Consider the following 18,808-nt stretch of genomic DNA (forward strand, 5'->3'; position numbering starts at 1 on the left):
GTCATCCTCCTGACATCGCTGCCCTCAGCTCGGCCACGTATGCCCCCACCTCGGCCGGGCCGGCCCCGTTGAGCACGCGGCGCATGACGGCGGCCCCGACCACGACGCCATCGGCGAGGCCTGCCGCCTCCGCCGCCTGCGCGGGCGTGGAGATGCCGAATCCTAACAAGACCGGCAGTTCGGTCCGGGGCTTGATGCGGGCGGCCAGCGCGGCCGCGGAGGCGGCGAGCTCGTCGCGCTCGCCGGTGGTGCCCATGACCGTCAGCGCGTAGACGAACCGCCGGCTGCGCCGGCCGATCTCGGCGAGCCGGCCGTCCGGCGTGGCGGGGGAGGCGAGCAGGACGAGGTCGATGTGGTCGGCCACCTCGGCGCACTCCTCAAGAGGGAGGTCGGGCACGATGAGCGCGCTTACGCCGGCGTCCCTCAGGCGGCGGCAGAACCTCGCAGCGCCCTCGCGGATCACGAGGTTCGCGTAGGTGCTGGCGATCAGCGGTACCGAAACCGAGATCTCCGATACTTCATGAAGAATCCGATCCAGTGTCGCGCCCCGGCCCAGCGCCGCGGCCGTCGCCTCCTGGATCGTCGGCCCGTCGAGCGTCGGATCGGAGAACGGCAGCCCGATCTCGATCATGTCCGCGCCGGCGGCGGCGAACGCGCGCACGTATTGCGTCCAGTCTGCCGTCACGCCGGCCGTGACGTACGGCATCAGCAGCTTCACAGCGCCTCCCGCAGCGTCGCCAGGTCCTTGTCTCCACGCCCCGACAGCGTGATCAGCACCGTCGAGCCCGACGGCAGCTCCCCGCGCAGGACCCACGCGAGCGCGTGCGCCGACTCGAGCGCGGCGATGATGCCCTCGGTGCGCGCCAGTCGTACCGCCGCCTCGACCACCTCGTCGTCGGTGACCGTGACGTACCGCGCCCGCCCGAGGTCGCGCAGGTGTACGTGCTCCGGCCCGATGCCCGGGTAGTCGAGCCCGGCCGCGATCGAGTGCGCCTCGCTGATCTGCCCGTCGTCGTCCTGCAGGAACATCGAGCGCACGCCGTGCAGCACCCCCAGCCGCCCCCTGCTCGCGCCGGCCCCGCCGTCGGCCTCGACCCCGACCAGCCGCGCCGCGGTGCCGACGAACCCGGCGAACGTGCCGGCCGCGTTCGACCCGCCGCCGACGCACGCGACCACGTAGTCCGGCACCGCGGCGGGCAGTTCGGCCGCGCACTGCCGGCGCGCCTCATCGCCGATGACGCGCTGGAACTCGCGGACCATCCACGGGTACGGCGCGGGTCCGAGCACCGATCCCATGCAGTAGTGCGCCTCGCCGAGGGCCCCGACCCAGTGCCGCATCGCCTCGCTGGTGGCGTCCTTGAGCGTCTGCCCGCCGCCGCGCACCGGCACGACCTCGGCCCCGAGCATGCGCATCCGGAACACGTTGAGCTCCTGCCGCTCGATGTCCCGTTCGCCCATGAACACGGTGGCCTGGAGCCCGAACAGCGCCGCCGCCGTCGCGGTGGCGACCCCGTGCTGCCCGGCTCCGGTCTCGGCGATCAACCGCCGCCGCCCCATCCGCTTGGCCAGCAGCGCCTGCCCGAGCACATTGTTGATCTTGTGTGACCCGGTGTGCGTGAGATCCTCGCGCTTGAGCAGCACGGTGAGCCCGAGCTCCGCCGAGAGCCGCGCCGCGGGTGTCAGCGGCGTCGGCCGGCCCGCGTAGGTGGCGAGCAGCCGGTCGAGCTGGCCGCGAAACGCCGGATCGGCCCAGGCCTCGCGAAACGCCTCCTCGACCTCGCGGCAGGCCCCGACGAGCGACTCGGGCACGTACCGCCCGCCGTACTCCCCGAACCGCCCGAGCGCCCCAGGATCCCCCATGACCGGCCCTCGTGCGACGCCCCGCCGCGGCCGGATGAGTACCTCACCCACGAGTCCCTCCACAGTTCTAGAACAGTCAACAGTTCTAGAACTGTGACACGAGCGAACCTGCTTGTCGAGACCTGGGTACGGCGCCGAGGTCGCCGTTATGCTCGTTCGATCGCCCTCGATGCTACGATCCTTGTAGCATCGAGGCATGCTGTATTCGACGCCGAGGCTGGACAGCGACGACGAGCGCGTCTTGGCCCAGATCGACGACTTCTACGCCAACTTCGCCCGCTCGACCGGTGGTAACGCCGTCAAGGAGTGGGTCGGCGGGCTGCGGAAACGCCAGCTGGCTGGGGCAATCATGGGGTCGAACAGCATCGAGGGCTACACCGTCGAATTGAGCACCGTTGCGGCCATCGTGGAGCGTGCGGCAGTACCGGCGAGCGTGCCCGAGGACTCGCGGGAGGCCGTGGCCGGGTATCGCGACGCGCTGACCTGGGTGCTGCAGACGCCGGAGATGGACTTCTTCACGCACGGCGAGATGGTGCTGTCCGCGCTGCACTTCATGATGCTGCGGTTCTGGAAGAACAAGTCGCCGGGGCGCTATCGCCGCGGCGGCATCGTGGTCACCGGCTCCGACCCCTTGGCGCCGGCCTACGTGGGGCCTGCGGCCGAGGACGTGCCCGCGTTGATGCGCGAACTCGTCGAGTGGCTGGAGACAGGCGACCCCGGTGCCCATTCGCTCGTCCGAGCGGCCATGGCCCACCTCAACCTCGTGGCGATCCACCCGTGGCGCGACGGCAACGGGCGCATGGCACGCTGCCTGCAGACGCTCGTCATCGCCCGCGACGGCCGGACGTATCCAGAGTTCTGCTCGATTGAGGAGTGGCTCGGATTCGACGTCAACACCTACGAGTACTACCGCGCATTGCGGGAGACGAGCCAAGGGTCGTATCAGCCGAGCCGGAGCGCGCACGACTGGATACGGTTCTGCCTTCGCGCGCATCACCAGCAGGCCCAGGTTGTGGACCGCCGGCTGAAGCTCAGCGCCGCGGTCTGGCACCAAGCCGAGGTCATCGCTGGGCACACGGGTCTCGCCGACCGTGCTGTCGCCGCGCTCTACGCTGCGGCGAGTGGCGGGCTGCGCCGGGAGACCTACCAGGAGGAGGAGGGAATCTCGCGCGACCAGGCCATTCGTGACATCCGCCGGCTCGAACGGGCTGGCCTTGTCGCCTCGACCGGGTATGGCCAGACGCTCGCCTACGTCGCGGCGGGCCGGCTCAAGGAGGCCGCCGACACGGAGGCCGCCGCGCTGACGGCCCCGCTGACCGAACCCTACTGACGGCCTACTGGCGGTCCCGTCCGTGAGAGGGTTGGGGTATGGCCAACCGTCTCGCCGGGGCTACCTCGCCCTACCTGCAGCAGCACAAGGACAACCCGGTCGACTGGTGGCAGTGGTCGCCCGAGGCGTTCGAGGAGGCGCGCCGCCGCGACGTGCCGGTGCTCATCTCCGTGGGGTACGCGGCCTGTCACTGGTGCCACGTGATGGCCCACGAGTCGTTCGAGCACGAGGGCGTCGCGGCCGTCGTCAACGAGCTCACCGTGCCGATCAAGGTCGACCGCGAGGAGCGGCCGGACGTCGACGCGGTCTACATGACGGCCACGCAGGCCATGACCGGGCAGGGCGGGTGGCCGATGACCGTCTTCGCCACGCCCGACGGAGAACCGTTCTACTGTGGCACCTACTTCCCCCGCGACGCGTTCCTGCGGCTGGTCCAAGCCGTCTCCGACGCCTGGCGCGAGCAGCGCGACGCGGTGGTCCGCCAGAGCGCCGCCGTGGTCGACGCCGTCCGCAAGGTCGCCGAGCGACCCCCGGCAAACCCCATGGACGATTCGGTACTGCGGGCCGCCGCCGCCACGCTGATGAAGACCTACGACGGCGAGCACGGTGGCTTCGGCGGGGCGCCCAAGTTCCCGCCGCACATGGCACTGCTGTTCCTGCTGCGCCACTATCAGCGCACGCGCGACGACGCCGTGCTCGACGCGGTCCGGCACACCTGCGAACGGATGGCCCGCGGCGGCATGTACGACCAGCTGGCGGGCGGCTTCGCGCGATACGCGGTGGACGGCACCTGGACCGTGCCGCACTTCGAGAAGATGCTGTACGACAACGCGCTGCTGCTGCGCGTGTATACCCACCTCGACCGCGTCGCCGGCAGCGGCACCGGGCGGCGGGTGGCCCAGGAGACCGCCGCGTTCCTGGCCCGGGACCTGCACGACGGGTATGGCTTCATCTCGGCGCTCGACGCCGACGCCGGCGGCGAGGAGGGCCTGACCTACGTCTGGACGCCCGAGCAGGTCGACGAGGTGCTCGGCGAGGTCGACGGGACCTGGGCGCGCCACCTGCTGGACGTGACCCGCGAGGGCACGTTCGAGCACGGCAGCTCGGTGCTGCAACTGCCCGAGGACCCGGCGGACGCCGAGCGCTGGCAGGACATCCGGGCCAAGCTGCTGTGGGCGCGCGCGGGGCGGCCGCAGCCGGCGCGGGACGGCAAGGTCGTCGCGGCCTGGAACGGGCTGGCGATCACCGCGCTGGTCGAGTACGGCAAGGCGTACGGCGACGGGGAGGCGATCGGCCTCGCCGTCCGTACCGCCGAGTTTCTGGCCGGCACCCACCTGGTCGGCGGGAGGCTGCGCCGGGTGTCCCGTGACGGCGTGGCCGGCGAGCCGGCGGGAGTGCTGGAGGACTACGGCGCGGTCGCCGAGGCGTTCTGCGCGGTACACCAGGCCACTGGCGACGGCCGTTGGCTCGCGCTCGCCAAGGAGCTGCTCGACGTGGCCCTTGAGCGGTTCCGCGACGTCGGCAGCGGCGGCTTCTTCGACACCGCCGACGACGCCGAGGCGCTCGTCGCCCGGCCGGCCGACATCACCGACAACGCCACCCCGGCGGGGCTCTCGGCGATCGCGGCGGCGCTGGTCACGTACTCGGCGCTGACCGCCGACACCGCCTACCGCGAGGCGGCCGAGCGCGCGCTCGGCACCGTCGCGGCCGTGGCGGCGACCCACGGGCGGTTCACCGGATACGCCTGTGCGGCGGGGGAGGCGCTCCTGAGCGGTCCGTACGAGATCGCCATCGCCACCGCCGACGCGGCCGACCCGCTCGTCGCGGCCGCCTGGTGGCACGCGCCCCCGGGCGCCGTCGTCGTCGCCGGCGAGCCGGACCGCGCCGGGGTGCCCCTGCTCGAGGGGCGTCCGCTGCGGGACGGACGGCCCACGGCGTACGTCTGCCGGGGTTTCGTCTGCGACGCGCCCGTCACGGCGCTCGAGGACCTCGTCGCCAAGCTGGCCTGAATCGGTCGCGCTCAGGGTGCGTTCACCACAGGCGAACGCACCCTGCCTTGGCGTCTCGCTGTAACGGTGTAATCGTGTAATCAGAGTTGCTCAAGCAAGGGAGTAATGATGATTCGACGAGGAGACGTGCCCTGGGGACGCGGCGGCGGCCCGCGCAGCGAGCCCCCGCCGGCCGACGACGCGACCGCCTGGATCGGCGGCGCGCTGCCGGAGACCTGGTTCCAGGGCCCGGCCGAGGTGACCATCGACCGCGACGAGATCCTGATCGTCGGCCGGCTGAGCGAGCCGGCGCTGCCCGACGACGCCACCGACGCCGATCGGGCAGCGGCCGCGCAGGGCCGCGTCGCCGGGTTCCGGGAGACCACCCGCGACCAGCGGATCGGCATCGCGCAACAACTGGAGCGGCGGTATCGGCGCAAGGTCTCATGGGGCGTGCGGGTCGGCGAGGAGCGCGAGCTGTTCACCACCCACTCGGCGCCGGTGATGACCCGCCTGCGCCAGACCGAGCGCCAGGTGCTCGACACCCTGGTCGACTCGGGCGTGGCGCGGTCGCGCTCCGAGGCGCTGGCGTGGTGCGTTGCCCTGGTCGGGCAGCACGCCGACGCCTGGCTGACCGAGCTGCGGCAGGCCATGGAGTCGGTCGACGAGCTGCGTCGCCGCGGTCCCGCGGTGTGATCCGCGCGGCCCCCTGGGGGCCGGAAGACGGCCGGGTGCCGGGGTATTGCCGGATAAGTCGGACATATCCGGATGCTGTGGCGCCCGGCCCGTGCCATCGGCCGGCGCGGAAACGTTAGGCTGGCCAGCCTATGGACACCCGAACCGGACTCCCCGTCGTCGGCATGGTGGGCGGAGGGCAGCTGGCCCGGATGACCCACCAGGCGGCCATCGCCCTCGGCCAGTCCCTGCGCGTGCTCGCCGTCTCGCCCGACGACGGCGCCGCCCTCGTCGCCGCCGACGTGCGGATCGGGCGGCACGACGACCTCGCCGCGCTGCGCGACTTCGCCAAGGGCTGCGACGTGCTGACCTTCGACCACGAGCACGTGCCCGGCGAGATCATCCGGACGCTCGCCGCCGAGGGCCACACGCTGCTGCCGGGGGCGGACGCCCTGCGGTACGCCCAGAACAAGCGGATGATGCGCGAGCACCTCGGGGCGCTCGGCTTCCCCATGCCGCGCTGGACGGCGGGCGACGCGCGCGCGTTCGGCGACGAGGTCGGCTGGCCGGTGATCGTGAAGACGGCGACCGGCGGGTACGACGGGCGCGGCGTCTTCGTGGCCGAGTCGCCCGCCGACATCCCGGCGGACGTGGAGATCATCGCCGAGGAGCTGGTGCCGCTGCGGCGCGAGCTGGCCGCGGTGGTGGCGCGATCGCCACTCGGGCAGGTCGCGGCGTACCCGGTCGTGGAGACCGTCCAGGAGGGCGGCATCTGCGTCGAGGTGCTCGCCCCCGCGCCGGGCCTCGACGAGGAGCTCGCGGTGCGGGCTCAGCGCCTGGCCATCGACATCGCCACGAGCCTCGGCGTCGTGGGCGTGCTCGCGGTCGAGCTGTTCGAGACGACCGACGCTCAGCTGCTCATCAACGAGCTCGCGATGCGCCCGCACAACTCCGCACACTGGACGATCGAGGGCGCCCGGACCTCGCAGTTCGAGCAGCACCTGCGCGCTGTGCTGGACTACCCGATGGGCGACACCCGGATGACCGCCCCCGCCGTCGTCATGGCCAACGTCCTGGGCGGCGAGCCGGGCGGCATGTCGATCGACGAGCGCCTGCACCACCTGTTCGCCGAGGAGCCGGGCGCCAAGGTGCATCTGTACGGCAAGCAGGTCCGCCCGGGTCGCAAGATCGGCCACGTGACGGTGCTCGGCGACGACCTGGAAGACTGCCGCAGGCGAGCCCGCCGGGCCGCCCGCATTCTCGAGGAGGGGTTCCAGTATTGACCGACGTCGGCATCATCATGGGCAGCGACTCCGACTGGCCGGTCATGCGCCTGGCGGCCGAGGCACTGGACGAGTTCGGCGTTTCCTATGAGGTACGGGTCGTCTCCGCGCACCGCACCCCCCACCTCATGCTCGACTACGCCGGCGAGGCCGTGGGCCGGGGCCTGAAGGTCATCGTCGCCGGGGCCGGCGGCGCCGCCCACCTGCCCGGCATGGTCGCCTCGGCCACCCCGCTGCCGGTCATCGGCGTGCCGGTACCGCTGAAGTATCTCGACGGCATGGACTCGCTCATGTCGATCGTCCAGATGCCGGCCGGCATCCCGGTCGCCACGGTGTCGATCGCGGGCGCGCGCAACGCGGGCCTGCTCGCCGTGCGCATCCTGGCCGCAGCCGACCCCGCGCTGCTGGCGAAGGTCCGTGACTTCCAGGAGTCGCTGCGCGCGATGGTGGCGGAGAAGGACGCCGCCCTCTCCGCGTCCCTCGCCGGGCCGTCGAACCCCACCTGACCCCACGGGGAAATCTGAGGCGCGCTGGGCGTACCGTTTCCTAAACTCACGGCCCATGGACCGACTGCTCAACGTGATCGATGTCGAGGCGACGTGCTGGGACGGGCCGCCACCGCCCGGTCAGGTCAACGAGATCATCGAGATCGGCGTCTGCGTGGTGGATCTCGACGCCCGCGAGCGGGTGGGGCGGGACCGGATCATGGTGCGGCCGGCGCGGTCGACCGTGAGCGGGTTCTGCACCGAGCTGACCGGGATCACGCCCGAGGAGGCGGCGGCCGGCGTGCCGTTCGAGGAGGCGTGCCGGCAGCTCGTGCGACGCCACCGGTCGGACTCCCGGCCCTGGGTGAGCTGGGGCGACTACGACCGCAAGCAGTTCGCTCGGCAGTGTGGCGGCACCCGGTGGTACCCCTTCGGATCGGTCCACGTCAACGCGAAGGCCGTCTTCGCCGATGCCCGCGGGGCCCGGCGGCAGGGCATGGCCGGCGCCCTGCAGAGCGCCGGCCTGCCGCTGGAGGGGCGGCACCACAACGGCGCCGATGACGCCTGGAACATCGCCGCGCTCGTGCTGCACCTGGTCGAGCGTGGCCAGTGGCCGGCCGGGGACGCCGGCGTCTGAACAGTCGGGCGATCGCGGGCGTCGCGACGGCCGGGCGGCGGAACGTCATCGTCTGGCGATGAACGGGCGATTCGGGCAGAATTCCGGCAGACGACACGGTCGGCCCCGGGGGAGCGGCGACGATGACGGCACCATGGCGCGGCGGCAGCACGACCCCATCGGCCCAGGCGCCGGTCATCGACACGACCGTGCCGCACCCAGCCCGGCGGTACAACTACTGGCTCGGCGGCAAGGACAACTTCGCCGCGGACCGGGAGTCGGGCGACAAGATCGCCGCGGTGTATCCGCCGATCCGCACCGCCGCGATCGCCAACCGCCGCTTCCTCGAGCGATCGGTCGCGTTCCTCGCCGAGGCCGGCGTCCGGCAGTTCCTCGACATCGGCACCGGCATCCCGGTCTCGCCGAACACCCACGAGATCGCGCAGGCGATCGTGCCCGACGCCCGCGTCGTGTACGTCGACAACGACCCGATCGTGCTCAGCCACGCCCGCGCGCTGCTGACCAGCGCGCCCGGCGGCATGACCGCGTACATCGACGCCGACATGCGCGACCCGGAGGCGCTGCTGCGCGACGAGTCGCTGCGGGGCGTGCTCGACCTGACCCGGCCGGTCGCGATCCTGCTCGTCTCGGTGCTGCACTTCGTGCCCGACGCCGAGGCCGTCGTCCGGCCGCTGCTGGACGCCGTGCCCGAGGGCAGCTACATCGCGCTGACCCATCTGTCGAAGGATCTGTTGACGCCCGAGGTGGCGGCCCAGACCGACGCCGTCAACCAGCGTGCCGGCGTCGACATGTGGTTTCGCGGCCGTGGCGAGGTCGAACACCTCGTCGACGGCCTTGAGATCGTGCCGCCGGGCATCGTGCCGGTCGCGCAGTGGCGTCCCATCGACGACCCGGCCGAGCGCCCCTCGCCGCTGGAGGCGTCGCTGTTCGCCGTCATCGCCCGCAAGTAACGACATTCAGCTGATATCGGGCACCGGGTGCGGTGCTGGTGCCGCCCGCGCCAGACGTCCGGTCAGCCGTTGAGCAGCTGGCGGGCCATCACGATGCGCTGGACCTGGTTGGTGCCCTCGTAGATCTGGGTGATCTTCGCGTCGCGCATCATGCGCTCCAGCGGGAAGTCCTTCGTGTAGCCGTAGCCACCCAGCAGCTGGACCGCGTCCGTCGTGATCGACATCGCCGCGTCCGAGGCGAAGCACTTCGCGGCGGCGCCGAAATACGTCAGGTCCGCGTCGCCCCGCTCGGACTTCGCCGCGGCGGCGTAGGTGAGCTGGCGGGCGGCTTCCAGCTTCATGCCCATGTCGGCCAGCATGAACTGGATGCCTTGGAAGTCGGCGATGGCCTTGCCGAACTGCTTGCGCTCCTGCACATAACCCAGCGCGAAGTCGAGCGCGCCCTGCGCGATGCCAAGAGCCTGGGCGGCGATCGTCACCCGCGTGTGATCCAGGGTGCGCATCGCCGTGGCGAAGCCCGTGCCGGGCTCGCCGATGACGCGGTCCGCGGGGATGCGCACGTTGTCGAGGTACACCTCGCGGGTGGGGCTGCCCTTGATGCCGAGCTTCTTCTCCGGCGCGCCGAAGCTGACGCCCGGGTCGGACTTCTCGACCACGAACGCGGAGATGCCGCGGGAGCGTGCGCCCGGGTCGGTGACGGCGAAGACGGTGTAGTACTCGCTGATGCCGGCGTTGGTGATCCAGCGCTTGACGCCGTTGAGCACCCAGGCGTCGCCGTCGCGCTCGGCGCGGGTCTTCATGCCGACCGCGTCGCTGCCGGCCTCGGGCTCGGACAGGCAGTACGAGAACATCGCCTCACCCCGGGCCACCGGCGGGAGGTAGCGGCGCTTGAGCTCCTCGGAGCCGGCCAGCAGCAGCGGCAGCGTGCCGAGCTTGTTGACCGCGGGGATGAGCGAGGAGGAGGCGCAGGCCCGGGCGACCTCCTCGATGACGATCGCGGTGGCGAGCGCGTCGGCGCCGGCCCCGTCGTACTCGACGGGGATGTGCGGCGCGTGGAAGTCGGATGCGCGCAGCGCGTCGTAGGAGGACTGGGGGAACTCGCCGGTCTCGTCGGCGGCGGCGGCGTTGGGTGCGACCTTGCCGTCACAAACCGCGCGGACCGCTTCACGAATCGCGGCGTGCTCCTCGGGCAACTGGTAGACGTCGAACACGGCAAACCCCCTCTTCGTGGCGGCACTGAACCACCGTTCAGCGGCTCGCGAGTGTGAGCATACCGACGAGTAATGAATCGGTCGGAGGCGCGGTCGGGGCTGAGGGACTATCCTCGCCGTGGCGACGTCGGCCCGATCCCAACAGGGGAAGGCCTAGTGGATCTCGATCGATCGGAGACAAGGCGTGACCATCGCGTACCCGAGCACCCCACCCGTCGTTGCCCCGCCGTCCGGCTCGCCGCGGCCCAGGCTGACCTTCCTGGGCACCGGTTACCTCGGCGCGACCTATGCGATCTGCTTCGCGGAGCTCGGATACGAAGTCTTGGGCTTCGACATCGACGAGGGGAAGATCGCCAAGCTCGCCGGTGGCGACGTGCCGTTCCACGAACCGGGCCTCGACGAGTTGCTGCGCAAGAACCTCTCGGCCGGCCGGCTGCGCTTCAGCACCTCCTTTGAGGAGGTTGCGCAGTTCGGCGACATCCACTTCATCTGCGTCGGCACCCCGCAGCGCCCCGACGGCATGGCCGCCGACCTGTCGCATGTGGAGAGCGCGGTCACCAACCTGGCCCCGCACCTGACCCGCAAGGCGCTCATCGTCGGAAAGTCGACCGTCCCGGTCGGCACCGCCGAGTGGATCGAGCAGCTCGTCGACCGGAATGCCCCGGCCGACCTGGGAGTCGAGGTGGCCTGGAGCCCCGAGTTCCTGCAGGAGGGCGTGGCGGTCGAGGACGTGCTGCGGCCCAACCGTGTCATCTTCGGCGTCAAGTCCGATTGGGCGACCGGGATGCTGTATTCCGCCCACAAGGGCGTGTTCGACCTGGCGCTGACCGAGGACCGCGAGGTCCCGGTGGTGGTCACCGACTTCGCCACCGCGGAGCTGGTCAAGGTCGCCGCCAACGCCTTCCTGGCCACCAAGATCTCGTTCATCAACGCGATGGCCGAGGTCTGCGAGGCGGCCGGCGCCGACGTGACCCAGCTGGCCCGCTCGATCGGCTATGACGCCCGCATCGGCAACAAGTTCCTGCGCGCCGGCGTCGGCTTCGGCGGCGGCTGCCTGCCCAAGGACATCCGTGCGTTCCAGGCCCGGGCCCAGGAGCTCGGCGTCGGCGAGGCGCTGCGGTTCCTGCACGAGGTCGACCTGATCAACCAGCGCCGCCGGCAGAAGATCGTCCAGCTCTCCGCGGAGCTGCTCGGCCGTGGCTACGGCCCGGCCGGCCCCGACCTCGCCGGCACCCGCATCACCGTGCTGGGCGCCACGTTCAAGCCCAACTCCGACGACGTGCGCGACTCGCCGGCCCTGTCGGTCGTGCGCAAGCTGTCCCGCTCCGGCGCCGAGGTCACCGTCTATGACCCGGAGGGCATGGACAACGCCCGGGCCGACGTCTCCGACGTCACCTACGCCAAGACCCTCACCGACGCCGTCACCGGCGCCGACCTGCTCTGCGTGCTCACGGAGTGGGAGGAGTTCCGCAACACCGACCCCAACACGCTGGCCCCGCTCGTCACGGCGAAGAAGGTCATCGACGGCCGGAACTGCCTCGACCAGGCCATCTGGGTCGCCGGCGGGTGGGAGTACCGCGGCATGGGGCGCCCGGTCGTTGCATAGATGGAATCCCGAACGGGCGCTTCGCTTTCGTAGCCCCGCGAAACAAGGCATTCTTCCCAGTAGGGCGTGAACGGTCCGGGGCACCGCACCGCGGTACCCCGGCCGCCAGCACCGGGGGAGGAATGGCGTGGAGACGTATCCGTGCCCGGCGTGCGGTGGGCCGGCCACCGCGGCTACCGGCTGCCGTGACTGTGGCCGGCCGCACGACCCGGACGCAGCGGCGCTCGCCATGTTCCAGCGCACGGTCGCGGCGCTGGAACAGAAGAAGCGCGACCTCACCGACAACACCCTGGTCCTGCGCAAGCAGCTGGCGCACACCACCGCCCAGCGCGACAACCTGCGGCGCAAGGTCCGCGCGGCGATGGACGCCGAGCAAGCGGCGAAGTCCAAGCGGCCGCACCGGGGCCGCTCCCGGGAGACGCCGCCGCCCGCGTCGGTCACGCAGACCAACCCCACGATCGAGCAGCAGTACTCCCCGAGGGCACCCCACGCGATCGAGAGCGGTCATGCCACTGGCGCGCCGCAGGGCGGCCCGTCGCATCCGGTCATCGCCCCGGAGCGGCCCCAGGCCCAGCTGCCGCAGATGCGCCGCCCGCCACGCGACGGCGGCGGGGCTCCCGGCGCCGACCAGCCCGAGGCCACGCAGAGCAGCATGCAGGCGTCCGTGCTGGCGCTGGGCGGCCTGCTGCTGGCCGGCGCCGCGATCGTGCTCACCGTCGACGCGTTCGGCACCGTCGGCACGTTCGGCCGGATCGTGTCGCTGGCCGCCATCACCGCCATCGCGCTGGCCCTGCCGCTGGTGCTCGTGCGGCGCGGGCTGAGCGCCACCGCCGAGACCGTCGCCTCGGTCGCACTGCTGCTGGTGCTGCTCGACGGCTACGTGGTCCGCTCCGAGAAGCTGCTCGGCGCCGATCGCCCCCAGTTCAGCACCTACCTGGGCATCGTGTGCCTGGCCACGGCGGGCATCGCCGCCGTGTACAGCATGCAGAGCCATCTCATCGCCTCCCGATACGCGACCCTGCTGGCCCTGCAGCCGGTGCTGCCGCTGCTCGTCCTGGACGGGATCCACGGCCCGACCGGCTGGTCCATCGCCCTGTCCGGGGTGGCGGTCATCGACCTGGGCTTCGCCGTCGCGCTCAAGCGGTCAGTGCAGCGGCGCATCGACGCCCACCACGAGGACGCCGCGGCCGAGGATCAACCGGCCCACACCGGCCGCACCAACCGCATCGCCGACGGGCTCATGCGGGATCTCGCCTGGAGCCTGTTCGCCCTCGCCTCCGCGCTCGCCCTGCTGTCGGCCGCGGTCGGGCTGGCCGGCACCGCCGAGCGCGTCGCGACGATGCAGGCCGCCGTGGCGATGCTCGTCGCCGCGGCCCTTGGCGTCGGCGGCTCGCTGGCGTGGCGGCGCGGCGTGCTGCCCGACATCGCCGCGGGCATCGCCACCGGCGCGGTCGTCGTCGCCATCGCCCGCGTCGGCGCGGTCTGGCTGCCCGGCTCGACGCCGCTGTTTCTCGCCCTCGCGGTGACCGTCGCCGCCGCCGGGGTGCCGTTCCTGCCCGCCGACGCCCGGCGCGGCCCGCGCTACGCCGTGTCCGTGTCCGCCGCCGGCGCCACGCTGCTGGTCCTGGTCCGGGCGTTCCCCGGCATCGTCGCGCCGTTGCGCGCCGCGTGGCCGGTCTGGGACGCCGATCTGAGCGGGTACACGGGCCGAGTGCACGAGGCGGTTGGGCGGGACGGCTGGCAGTACGTCATCGCCGTCGTGCTGCTGACCGGCGCCTGCGCGCTCATGCTCACCGGCCGCGGCGAGCCCGTGGCCCTGCCGCTGAGGCCCGGCCGGGGCGCGTCCGTGCCCACCGAAGAGCTGCGCGTCGACGTCGGCGTCGTCGGCGCCGCCCTGACCCTGCTCGTCGCCCCCGCCGCGCTCGGCCTGAGCTGGCTCGCGATCCCGGCGCTGGCGGTCAGCGCCGCCATCGCGGCCGGCGCCCTCGCCCTGCGGGTCCGGGCCGCGCACACCGCCTGGGCCTGCCTCGGCTCCGCGCTCGTCCTGGGTCTGTACGCGGCAGCGGCCAGCCTGACCCGGCCCGCCGCCACCGCGATCACCCTCACCGCGATCGCCATCGCCGGCGCCGCCATCGCGCTGCTGCCGAACCCGCACCAGGCCGACGGCAGCCGGATGGCCGCCGCGCGGCGGGTCAGCGACGCCGCGGGCGGCGGCGCGCTGTTCGCGCTGCCCGGCGCGGCCGCGGCCGCCGCCGCGATCGTCTTCGGGGATCTGCCGGGCGGCGCCACGGTGGTGCTGGTGCTGAGCTTCCTGGCGCTCGCCGTGAGCCTCGGCGTCGCCGCCCTCACCCAGGTCGCCCGCAGCGAGCCGAGCCCGCCGCTGCTGGCCGGGGCCACCGCCGGCACGGTCGCGGTCGGCGTCGCCACCGTGGTCGCGCGCGGCGCCACCACCATCGACCTGGTCATCGGCCTGCTCATGGTGATCGCCGCCGTCATGTTGTGGGCCGCCCCGCGCATGGACGACCGGCGGACCTTCGGCATCGAATTCTCCGGCGCGGACGCGGCCGCGGCCGCCGTGACGATCGCCGCCATCGGCGCGATCGCCCGTGCCGTGTCGCTCGCCGCCTCCGGCATCGAGGTGGTCACGCTCGCGCTGCTGGTCTTCATCGTCGCGGTCGCCGCCCGGACGCTGCCCGAGGAGTGGCGCCGCGGCCCGGTCGCCGGCGCCGCCATGGTCGGTTTGGGCACCGGTCTCTACGCCGGCGCGCTGTCGGCGATCGGCGCCGTCGGGGTGATCCGCGCCGCGGGCCCGGCTTGGCACGCCCCGCTCGACGCGCAGTGGGCCGCCACCGCGCAGGGCCTGGCGCAGTACGGCTGGCAGGTGCCGATCGCACTGCTGCTGCTCGCCGGCGCCGCCGCGATCGGGCTGCCGCAGCCGTACGGCGACGACACCGCCTCGGCCGCCGTCGTGCTCGCCACGCTGGGCGCGCCGGTCGGGCTGGGGCTCGGCTGGCAGGCCCCGATGGTCATCGGCTGGGCCGCCGCGACCGGCGTCGCCGTGTGGGCGAGCTTCGCGCGCAGCTGGCGCGGCGCCTACACCAGGCTCGGTGCGGCGCTCGTGGCCGGCGCGTTCGCGGCCGGAGCCGGGCTGGTCCGCCCGGGCGCCACCGCCGGCACCCTGGCTGCGCTCGGCGTCAGCGGCGTGTTCGTCGCCGGCCTGGCCCGCAACGTCGCCCGGCTGCGCCAAAGCCGGCCCGCCGACGCCTCGCCGGGAGGGCCCGCCCAAGGCGGCGGCGACCCCGACGACGGCCCGCTCGGCGTGGTCGGCGGCATCGGCCTGGCCGGCGCGCTGTTCGCGTTCACCGGCGCGGCCGCGGCGGTGGTCGGCGGCATTCACCCGGACCGGGCCAGCACAATCCTCATCGCGGCGCTGGCCACCGCCGCCGTCGGGCTCGCGGCCGCGGCGGCCGGGGCGCAGCAGGCGCCCGGTTACCTGCCGTACGTCAGCGCTGGCGTCGCCGTCGCCGCCACCACGACCGCGATCGCGGCGCTCATCGTCCAGCGCGAGGGTGCCGTCGTCTACGCCGCCGCGGCGGCGCTGCTCGGGGTCCTCGCCGAACTGCTGCGCGCCAACTGGCACACCCCGGCCGAGCCCGAACTGGCCCGCGGGTTCCGCCCGGACCGCACCCGCCGCCCGGTCACCCGCTGGGAGCAGTCCCGCATCCCGCGCAACTTCGCCCTCGGCGTCGCCGCGGCCGCCGGTATCCCGGCCGCGATCGTCGTGGTCTTCCTCGCGCCCGCGCTGCTCGCCGCGCTCGCCGGGCCGTACCGCTGGATCGAACAGCCCTGGACCGCAACCCCGCAGACCGCCGCGGACCTCGGCCCGCTCGGCCAGTACGCCGGCAGCAGCACCCACGTGCTGGGCGCGTTCCTGCTCACCGTCGCGGGCGCGCTGATGGCCGTCGGGCTGGGCGGCAGCGGGCAGGCGGTGGCCAATCGGGCCGTGGCGATCGTCGTGCCCGGCGCCGCGCTGACGCTGCTCATCGCCCCCGCCGCGCTGCACGCGACCTGGCCGGTGCAGCCGACCCTCGCCCTGCTGGTCGCCACCATCGCCGGCCTCGGCCTGGCGCTCACCGTGCCACCGATCGCGGACAATCCCGACGGCCGGCTGATGATCCACGCCCGCCGGCTGGTGTTCGCGATCGCCGTGCTGGCCGCCGGTGCCGGCGGCGCGGGCAGCCTCGCCACCCGCTCGCAGACCCTCAGCTGGCTCGCCGGCTCGGTCGTGGTCGGCGCGATCGGCGGCATCTGGGGCCGGACCACGAACGGACGGATGCTCGGCTGGCACGTGGCCGCCTCGACCGCCCAGGGCCTCGCGATCGCGGCCGGCCTCGCCGCCGGGCTGGGGATCAAGCAGTGCGCGTTCCCGCTGCTCATCGTCGCCACCGCGCTGCTCGTGCTGGGCGCGGCGCTGCCCCGCCTGCGCCCGAACGACACCATCAACCGCGAGGCGCTCACGATCGAGGCCGCCGGCTACGCGGGTGCCGGCATCGCGGTCCTGCTCACGCTTGGCTCGCCGGCGCACACCGCGGCCGCGCTCACCGCGGTCGGCGCCGTGCTCGGCCTGTCCGCGGCGCGCAAGGGCCGCAGCCCCCGGCACCGCACGATCCTGATCATCGCCGCGTCGGTCGCCGAGCTGCTGGCGATCTGGCTGTTGCTGATCACCGTCCGGGTCGCGCTACCGGAGGCGTACACGCTGCCGTTCGCCGCGCTCGCCCTGATCACCGGCCTGATTGAGATCCGCAACCGGCCGGAGCTGGGCAGCTGGCTCGCCTACGGCCCGGCGCTGGTCGCCGGCTTCGCGCCGAGCCTGGTGATCGCCGTGGCCCAGCCGGACTCCCCGGAGCTGCGGCGGGTGCTGCTCATCCTGGCTGGCGTCATCACCGTGGCCGTCGGTGCGGTACGCCAGCAGAAGGCCCCGGTCGCGGTGGGTGCGGCGGTGACGGTGATCGCCACCGTCAACGAGCTGTTCCGCATCGGCCTGCCGCTGCCGATGCTGTTGCTGCTGTTCACCGGCACCGGCGTGCTGCTGATCAGCCTCGGCGCCACCTACGAGCAGCGGCAGCGCCTCGATCGCCTGCGCGGCGTGTACCGCGGCATGCGGTGACCCGACCGGGTGGCGAGGCGGCGCTCACGCCCGCAGAGTCCGTTGAGCGGCGGTCCGCTGCCGCAACGGCGAGGGGGCTGGGCGATCGCCCAGCCCCCTCTTGATCACGCCGGGCGAGCACCCGGCCTCTCGTCCTTACGCCGGGATCAGCGCCCCTGCAGCGACTTCACGTTGTCGCCGAAGGTCCAGCCCTTCGAGCCGTCCCAGTTGATCGACCAGTCCATCAGGCCCTTGAGCTGGCTGTTGTAGGCCTGCGACACCAGGGACGGGGTCATGTAGCCGCCGCCGGCGCCCGACTGCGCGGGCAGGCCGGGGACCTGCTTGTCGTACGGCACCCGGATCGTGGTGCCCTGGATCGTCAGGCCGGAGTTGAGGCAGTTGGTCTGGACCGTGAAGCCCTGGACCGTGCCGGCCGAGTACGAGTCGCCCGAGCAGCCGTACATGCTGCCGTTGTAGTACTGCATGTTGAGCCACCACAGGCGGCCGTTGTCGACGTACTTCTTGATGATCGGCAGGTACGCGCCCCAGATCGAGCCGTAGGTGACGCTGCCGCCGGTCACGTACGCCGTCTCCGGCGCCATGGTGAGGCCGAAGTTCGACGGCATCTGGGCCAGCACGCCGTCGATGATGCGGATCAGGTTGGCCTGCGACGCCGACAGGGTGTTGATGCTGCCACTACCGGACAGCCCGGTCTCGATGTCGATGTCGATGCCGTCAAAGTTGTTGGCCTTCAGGATCGGCACGATCGTCGCGATGAACCGGTCCGCGACCGCCGACGAGCTCAGGTCGATGCCGGCCGCGGCGCCACCGATCGACATCAGCAGCGTCATGCCGTTTGCCTTGGCCTGGCACATCTCCGCCGGGGTCGGCACCTTCACGCCCGCGTCCATCCCGTTCTCCCACAGCACCGTGCCGTCGGAGCGGATGACGGGGAAGGCCAGGTTGATCACGTTGTATCCGTGCTGCGCCATGCGCGAGTCGGTGATCGGGATCCAGCCGAGGCCCGGGTGTACGCCGTTGGACGCGCCGTCCCAGTTCTCCCAGTAGCCCTGCAGCACCTTGCCGGCCGGCCGCGACTTCACGCCGCAGGTGCCGCCGGTCGGTGGCGCCGAGCTCGACGGCGACTTCGAGGGGGAGCTGGACGGCGAGCTGGACGGCGACTTGCTCGGGGAGGCCGACGGCGACGGCGAGGTGGACGGCGACTTGCTCGGGGAGACCGACGGGGATGGCGAGCCACCGCCGCCGCCGGTGCAGGCGCCGAGGTCCTTCCACAGCGACGGCGTCCCCGCCGGGTTCCAGTTGGCGCCCACATAGGCGGTGTGGGTCTGCAGAGCCTGGTACGTGTGACCGTTGTAGGTCACCTGCGTGCCGGCTGTGTACGTGTTGCCCTCAGCCCAGTTCGGCGCCGAGCAGGCGGCCTGGGCCACGGTGCTGACGGCCTGCGCCTGGAGCGTCGGCGCGAGGACCAGCGCCGCCACGGCGGCCGCAGCCGCGCCGGCTACCAGGGTGAATGTGCGACGACGAGATCTCACGGGACCTCCTGCCCATCGATGGATCGATGAGCAGGGACGCTATCAGTTAACACTATTAAATGTAAGGGTCGGGAACCTTAAAGT

At 72.6% G+C, this 18,808-nt stretch carries 13 protein-coding genes; 9 read left to right on the forward strand and 4 right to left on the reverse strand.

Annotation, left to right across the window (positions count from 1 at the left end; translation table 11 throughout):
• Nucleotide 1: 1 nt before the first annotated feature.
• Nucleotides 2–718 carry a tryptophan synthase subunit alpha gene (gene trpA, locus AB0367_RS03110; protein WP_366224472.1) on the reverse strand — a complete coding sequence of 239 codons (717 nt, stop codon included), beginning with the start codon at nucleotides 716–718 and terminating at the stop codon, nucleotides 2–4.
• Nucleotides 715–1,860, reverse strand: a complete 1,146-nt coding sequence (trpB, locus tag AB0367_RS03115) for a tryptophan synthase subunit beta (protein WP_366224653.1) — start codon at nucleotides 1,858–1,860, stop codon at nucleotides 715–717. Before trpB ends, trpA begins: the two co-directional genes overlap by 4 nt.
• Before the next feature lie 196 nt (nucleotides 1,861–2,056).
• Between trpB and AB0367_RS03120 the strand changes: the two genes are divergently transcribed.
• The 7 genes from AB0367_RS03120 (at nucleotide 2,057) to AB0367_RS03150 (ending at nucleotide 9,208) form a co-directional block, all read left to right on the forward strand.
• Nucleotides 2,057–3,190, forward strand: a complete 1,134-nt coding sequence (locus tag AB0367_RS03120; protein WP_366224473.1) for a Fic family protein — start codon at nucleotides 2,057–2,059, stop codon at nucleotides 3,188–3,190.
• Nucleotides 3,191–3,228: 38 nt separating this feature from the next.
• Nucleotides 3,229–5,199 (forward strand): thioredoxin domain-containing protein, encoded by a 1,971-nt coding sequence (locus tag AB0367_RS03125; RefSeq protein WP_366224474.1) that lies wholly within the window; start codon nucleotides 3,229–3,231, stop codon nucleotides 5,197–5,199.
• A gap of 108 nt (nucleotides 5,200–5,307) precedes the next feature.
• Complete coding sequence (locus tag AB0367_RS03130; RefSeq protein ID WP_366224475.1) at nucleotides 5,308–5,874, forward strand: hypothetical protein; 567 nt, start codon at nucleotides 5,308–5,310, stop codon at nucleotides 5,872–5,874.
• Between the two features lie 131 nt (nucleotides 5,875–6,005).
• A complete protein-coding gene (locus AB0367_RS03135) occupies nucleotides 6,006–7,136 on the forward strand; it encodes a 5-(carboxyamino)imidazole ribonucleotide synthase (protein WP_366224476.1) in 1,131 nt (376 codons plus the stop codon).
• A complete protein-coding gene (purE, locus tag AB0367_RS03140) occupies nucleotides 7,133–7,642 on the forward strand; it encodes a 5-(carboxyamino)imidazole ribonucleotide mutase (RefSeq protein ID WP_366224477.1) in 510 nt (169 codons plus the stop codon). Before AB0367_RS03135 ends, purE begins: the two co-directional genes overlap by 4 nt.
• Before the next feature lie 55 nt (nucleotides 7,643–7,697).
• Nucleotides 7,698–8,258, forward strand: coding sequence for a 3'-5' exonuclease (locus tag AB0367_RS03145; RefSeq protein ID WP_366224478.1), 561 nt, complete (start codon nucleotides 7,698–7,700; stop codon nucleotides 8,256–8,258).
• Nucleotides 8,259–8,380: 122 nt separating this feature from the next.
• Complete coding sequence (locus tag AB0367_RS03150; protein WP_366224479.1) at nucleotides 8,381–9,208, forward strand: SAM-dependent methyltransferase; 828 nt, start codon at nucleotides 8,381–8,383, stop codon at nucleotides 9,206–9,208.
• A gap of 62 nt (nucleotides 9,209–9,270) precedes the next feature.
• Here the strand turns inward: AB0367_RS03150 and AB0367_RS03155 are convergent, their stop codons facing one another.
• Nucleotides 9,271–10,419 carry an acyl-CoA dehydrogenase family protein gene (locus tag AB0367_RS03155; RefSeq protein ID WP_366224480.1) on the reverse strand — a complete coding sequence of 383 codons (1,149 nt, stop codon included), beginning with the start codon at nucleotides 10,417–10,419 and terminating at the stop codon, nucleotides 9,271–9,273.
• Between the two features lie 184 nt (nucleotides 10,420–10,603).
• On the opposite strand from AB0367_RS03155, the gene AB0367_RS03160 reads away from it, so the two are divergent.
• Complete coding sequence (locus AB0367_RS03160; protein ID WP_366224481.1) at nucleotides 10,604–12,025, forward strand: UDP-glucose/GDP-mannose dehydrogenase family protein; 1,422 nt, start codon at nucleotides 10,604–10,606, stop codon at nucleotides 12,023–12,025.
• Between the two features lie 127 nt (nucleotides 12,026–12,152).
• The gene (locus AB0367_RS03165; protein ID WP_366224482.1) at nucleotides 12,153–17,192 is read left to right on the forward strand and encodes a permease; all 5,040 of its coding nucleotides are present in this window, start codon (nucleotides 12,153–12,155) and stop codon (nucleotides 17,190–17,192) included.
• 146 nt (nucleotides 17,193–17,338) lie between these two features.
• Here AB0367_RS03165 and AB0367_RS03170 read toward each other — a convergent pair whose 3' ends face one another.
• Entirely contained in the window at nucleotides 17,339–18,661 is a 1,323-nt protein-coding gene (locus AB0367_RS03170) for a glycosyl hydrolase family 18 protein (protein ID WP_366224654.1), read from the reverse strand.
• Nucleotides 18,662–18,808 lie beyond the last annotated feature (147 nt).

Source organism: Dactylosporangium sp. NPDC051484 (assembly GCF_040689395.1).
Classification (GTDB): Bacteria; Actinomycetota; Actinomycetes; order Mycobacteriales; family Micromonosporaceae; genus Dactylosporangium.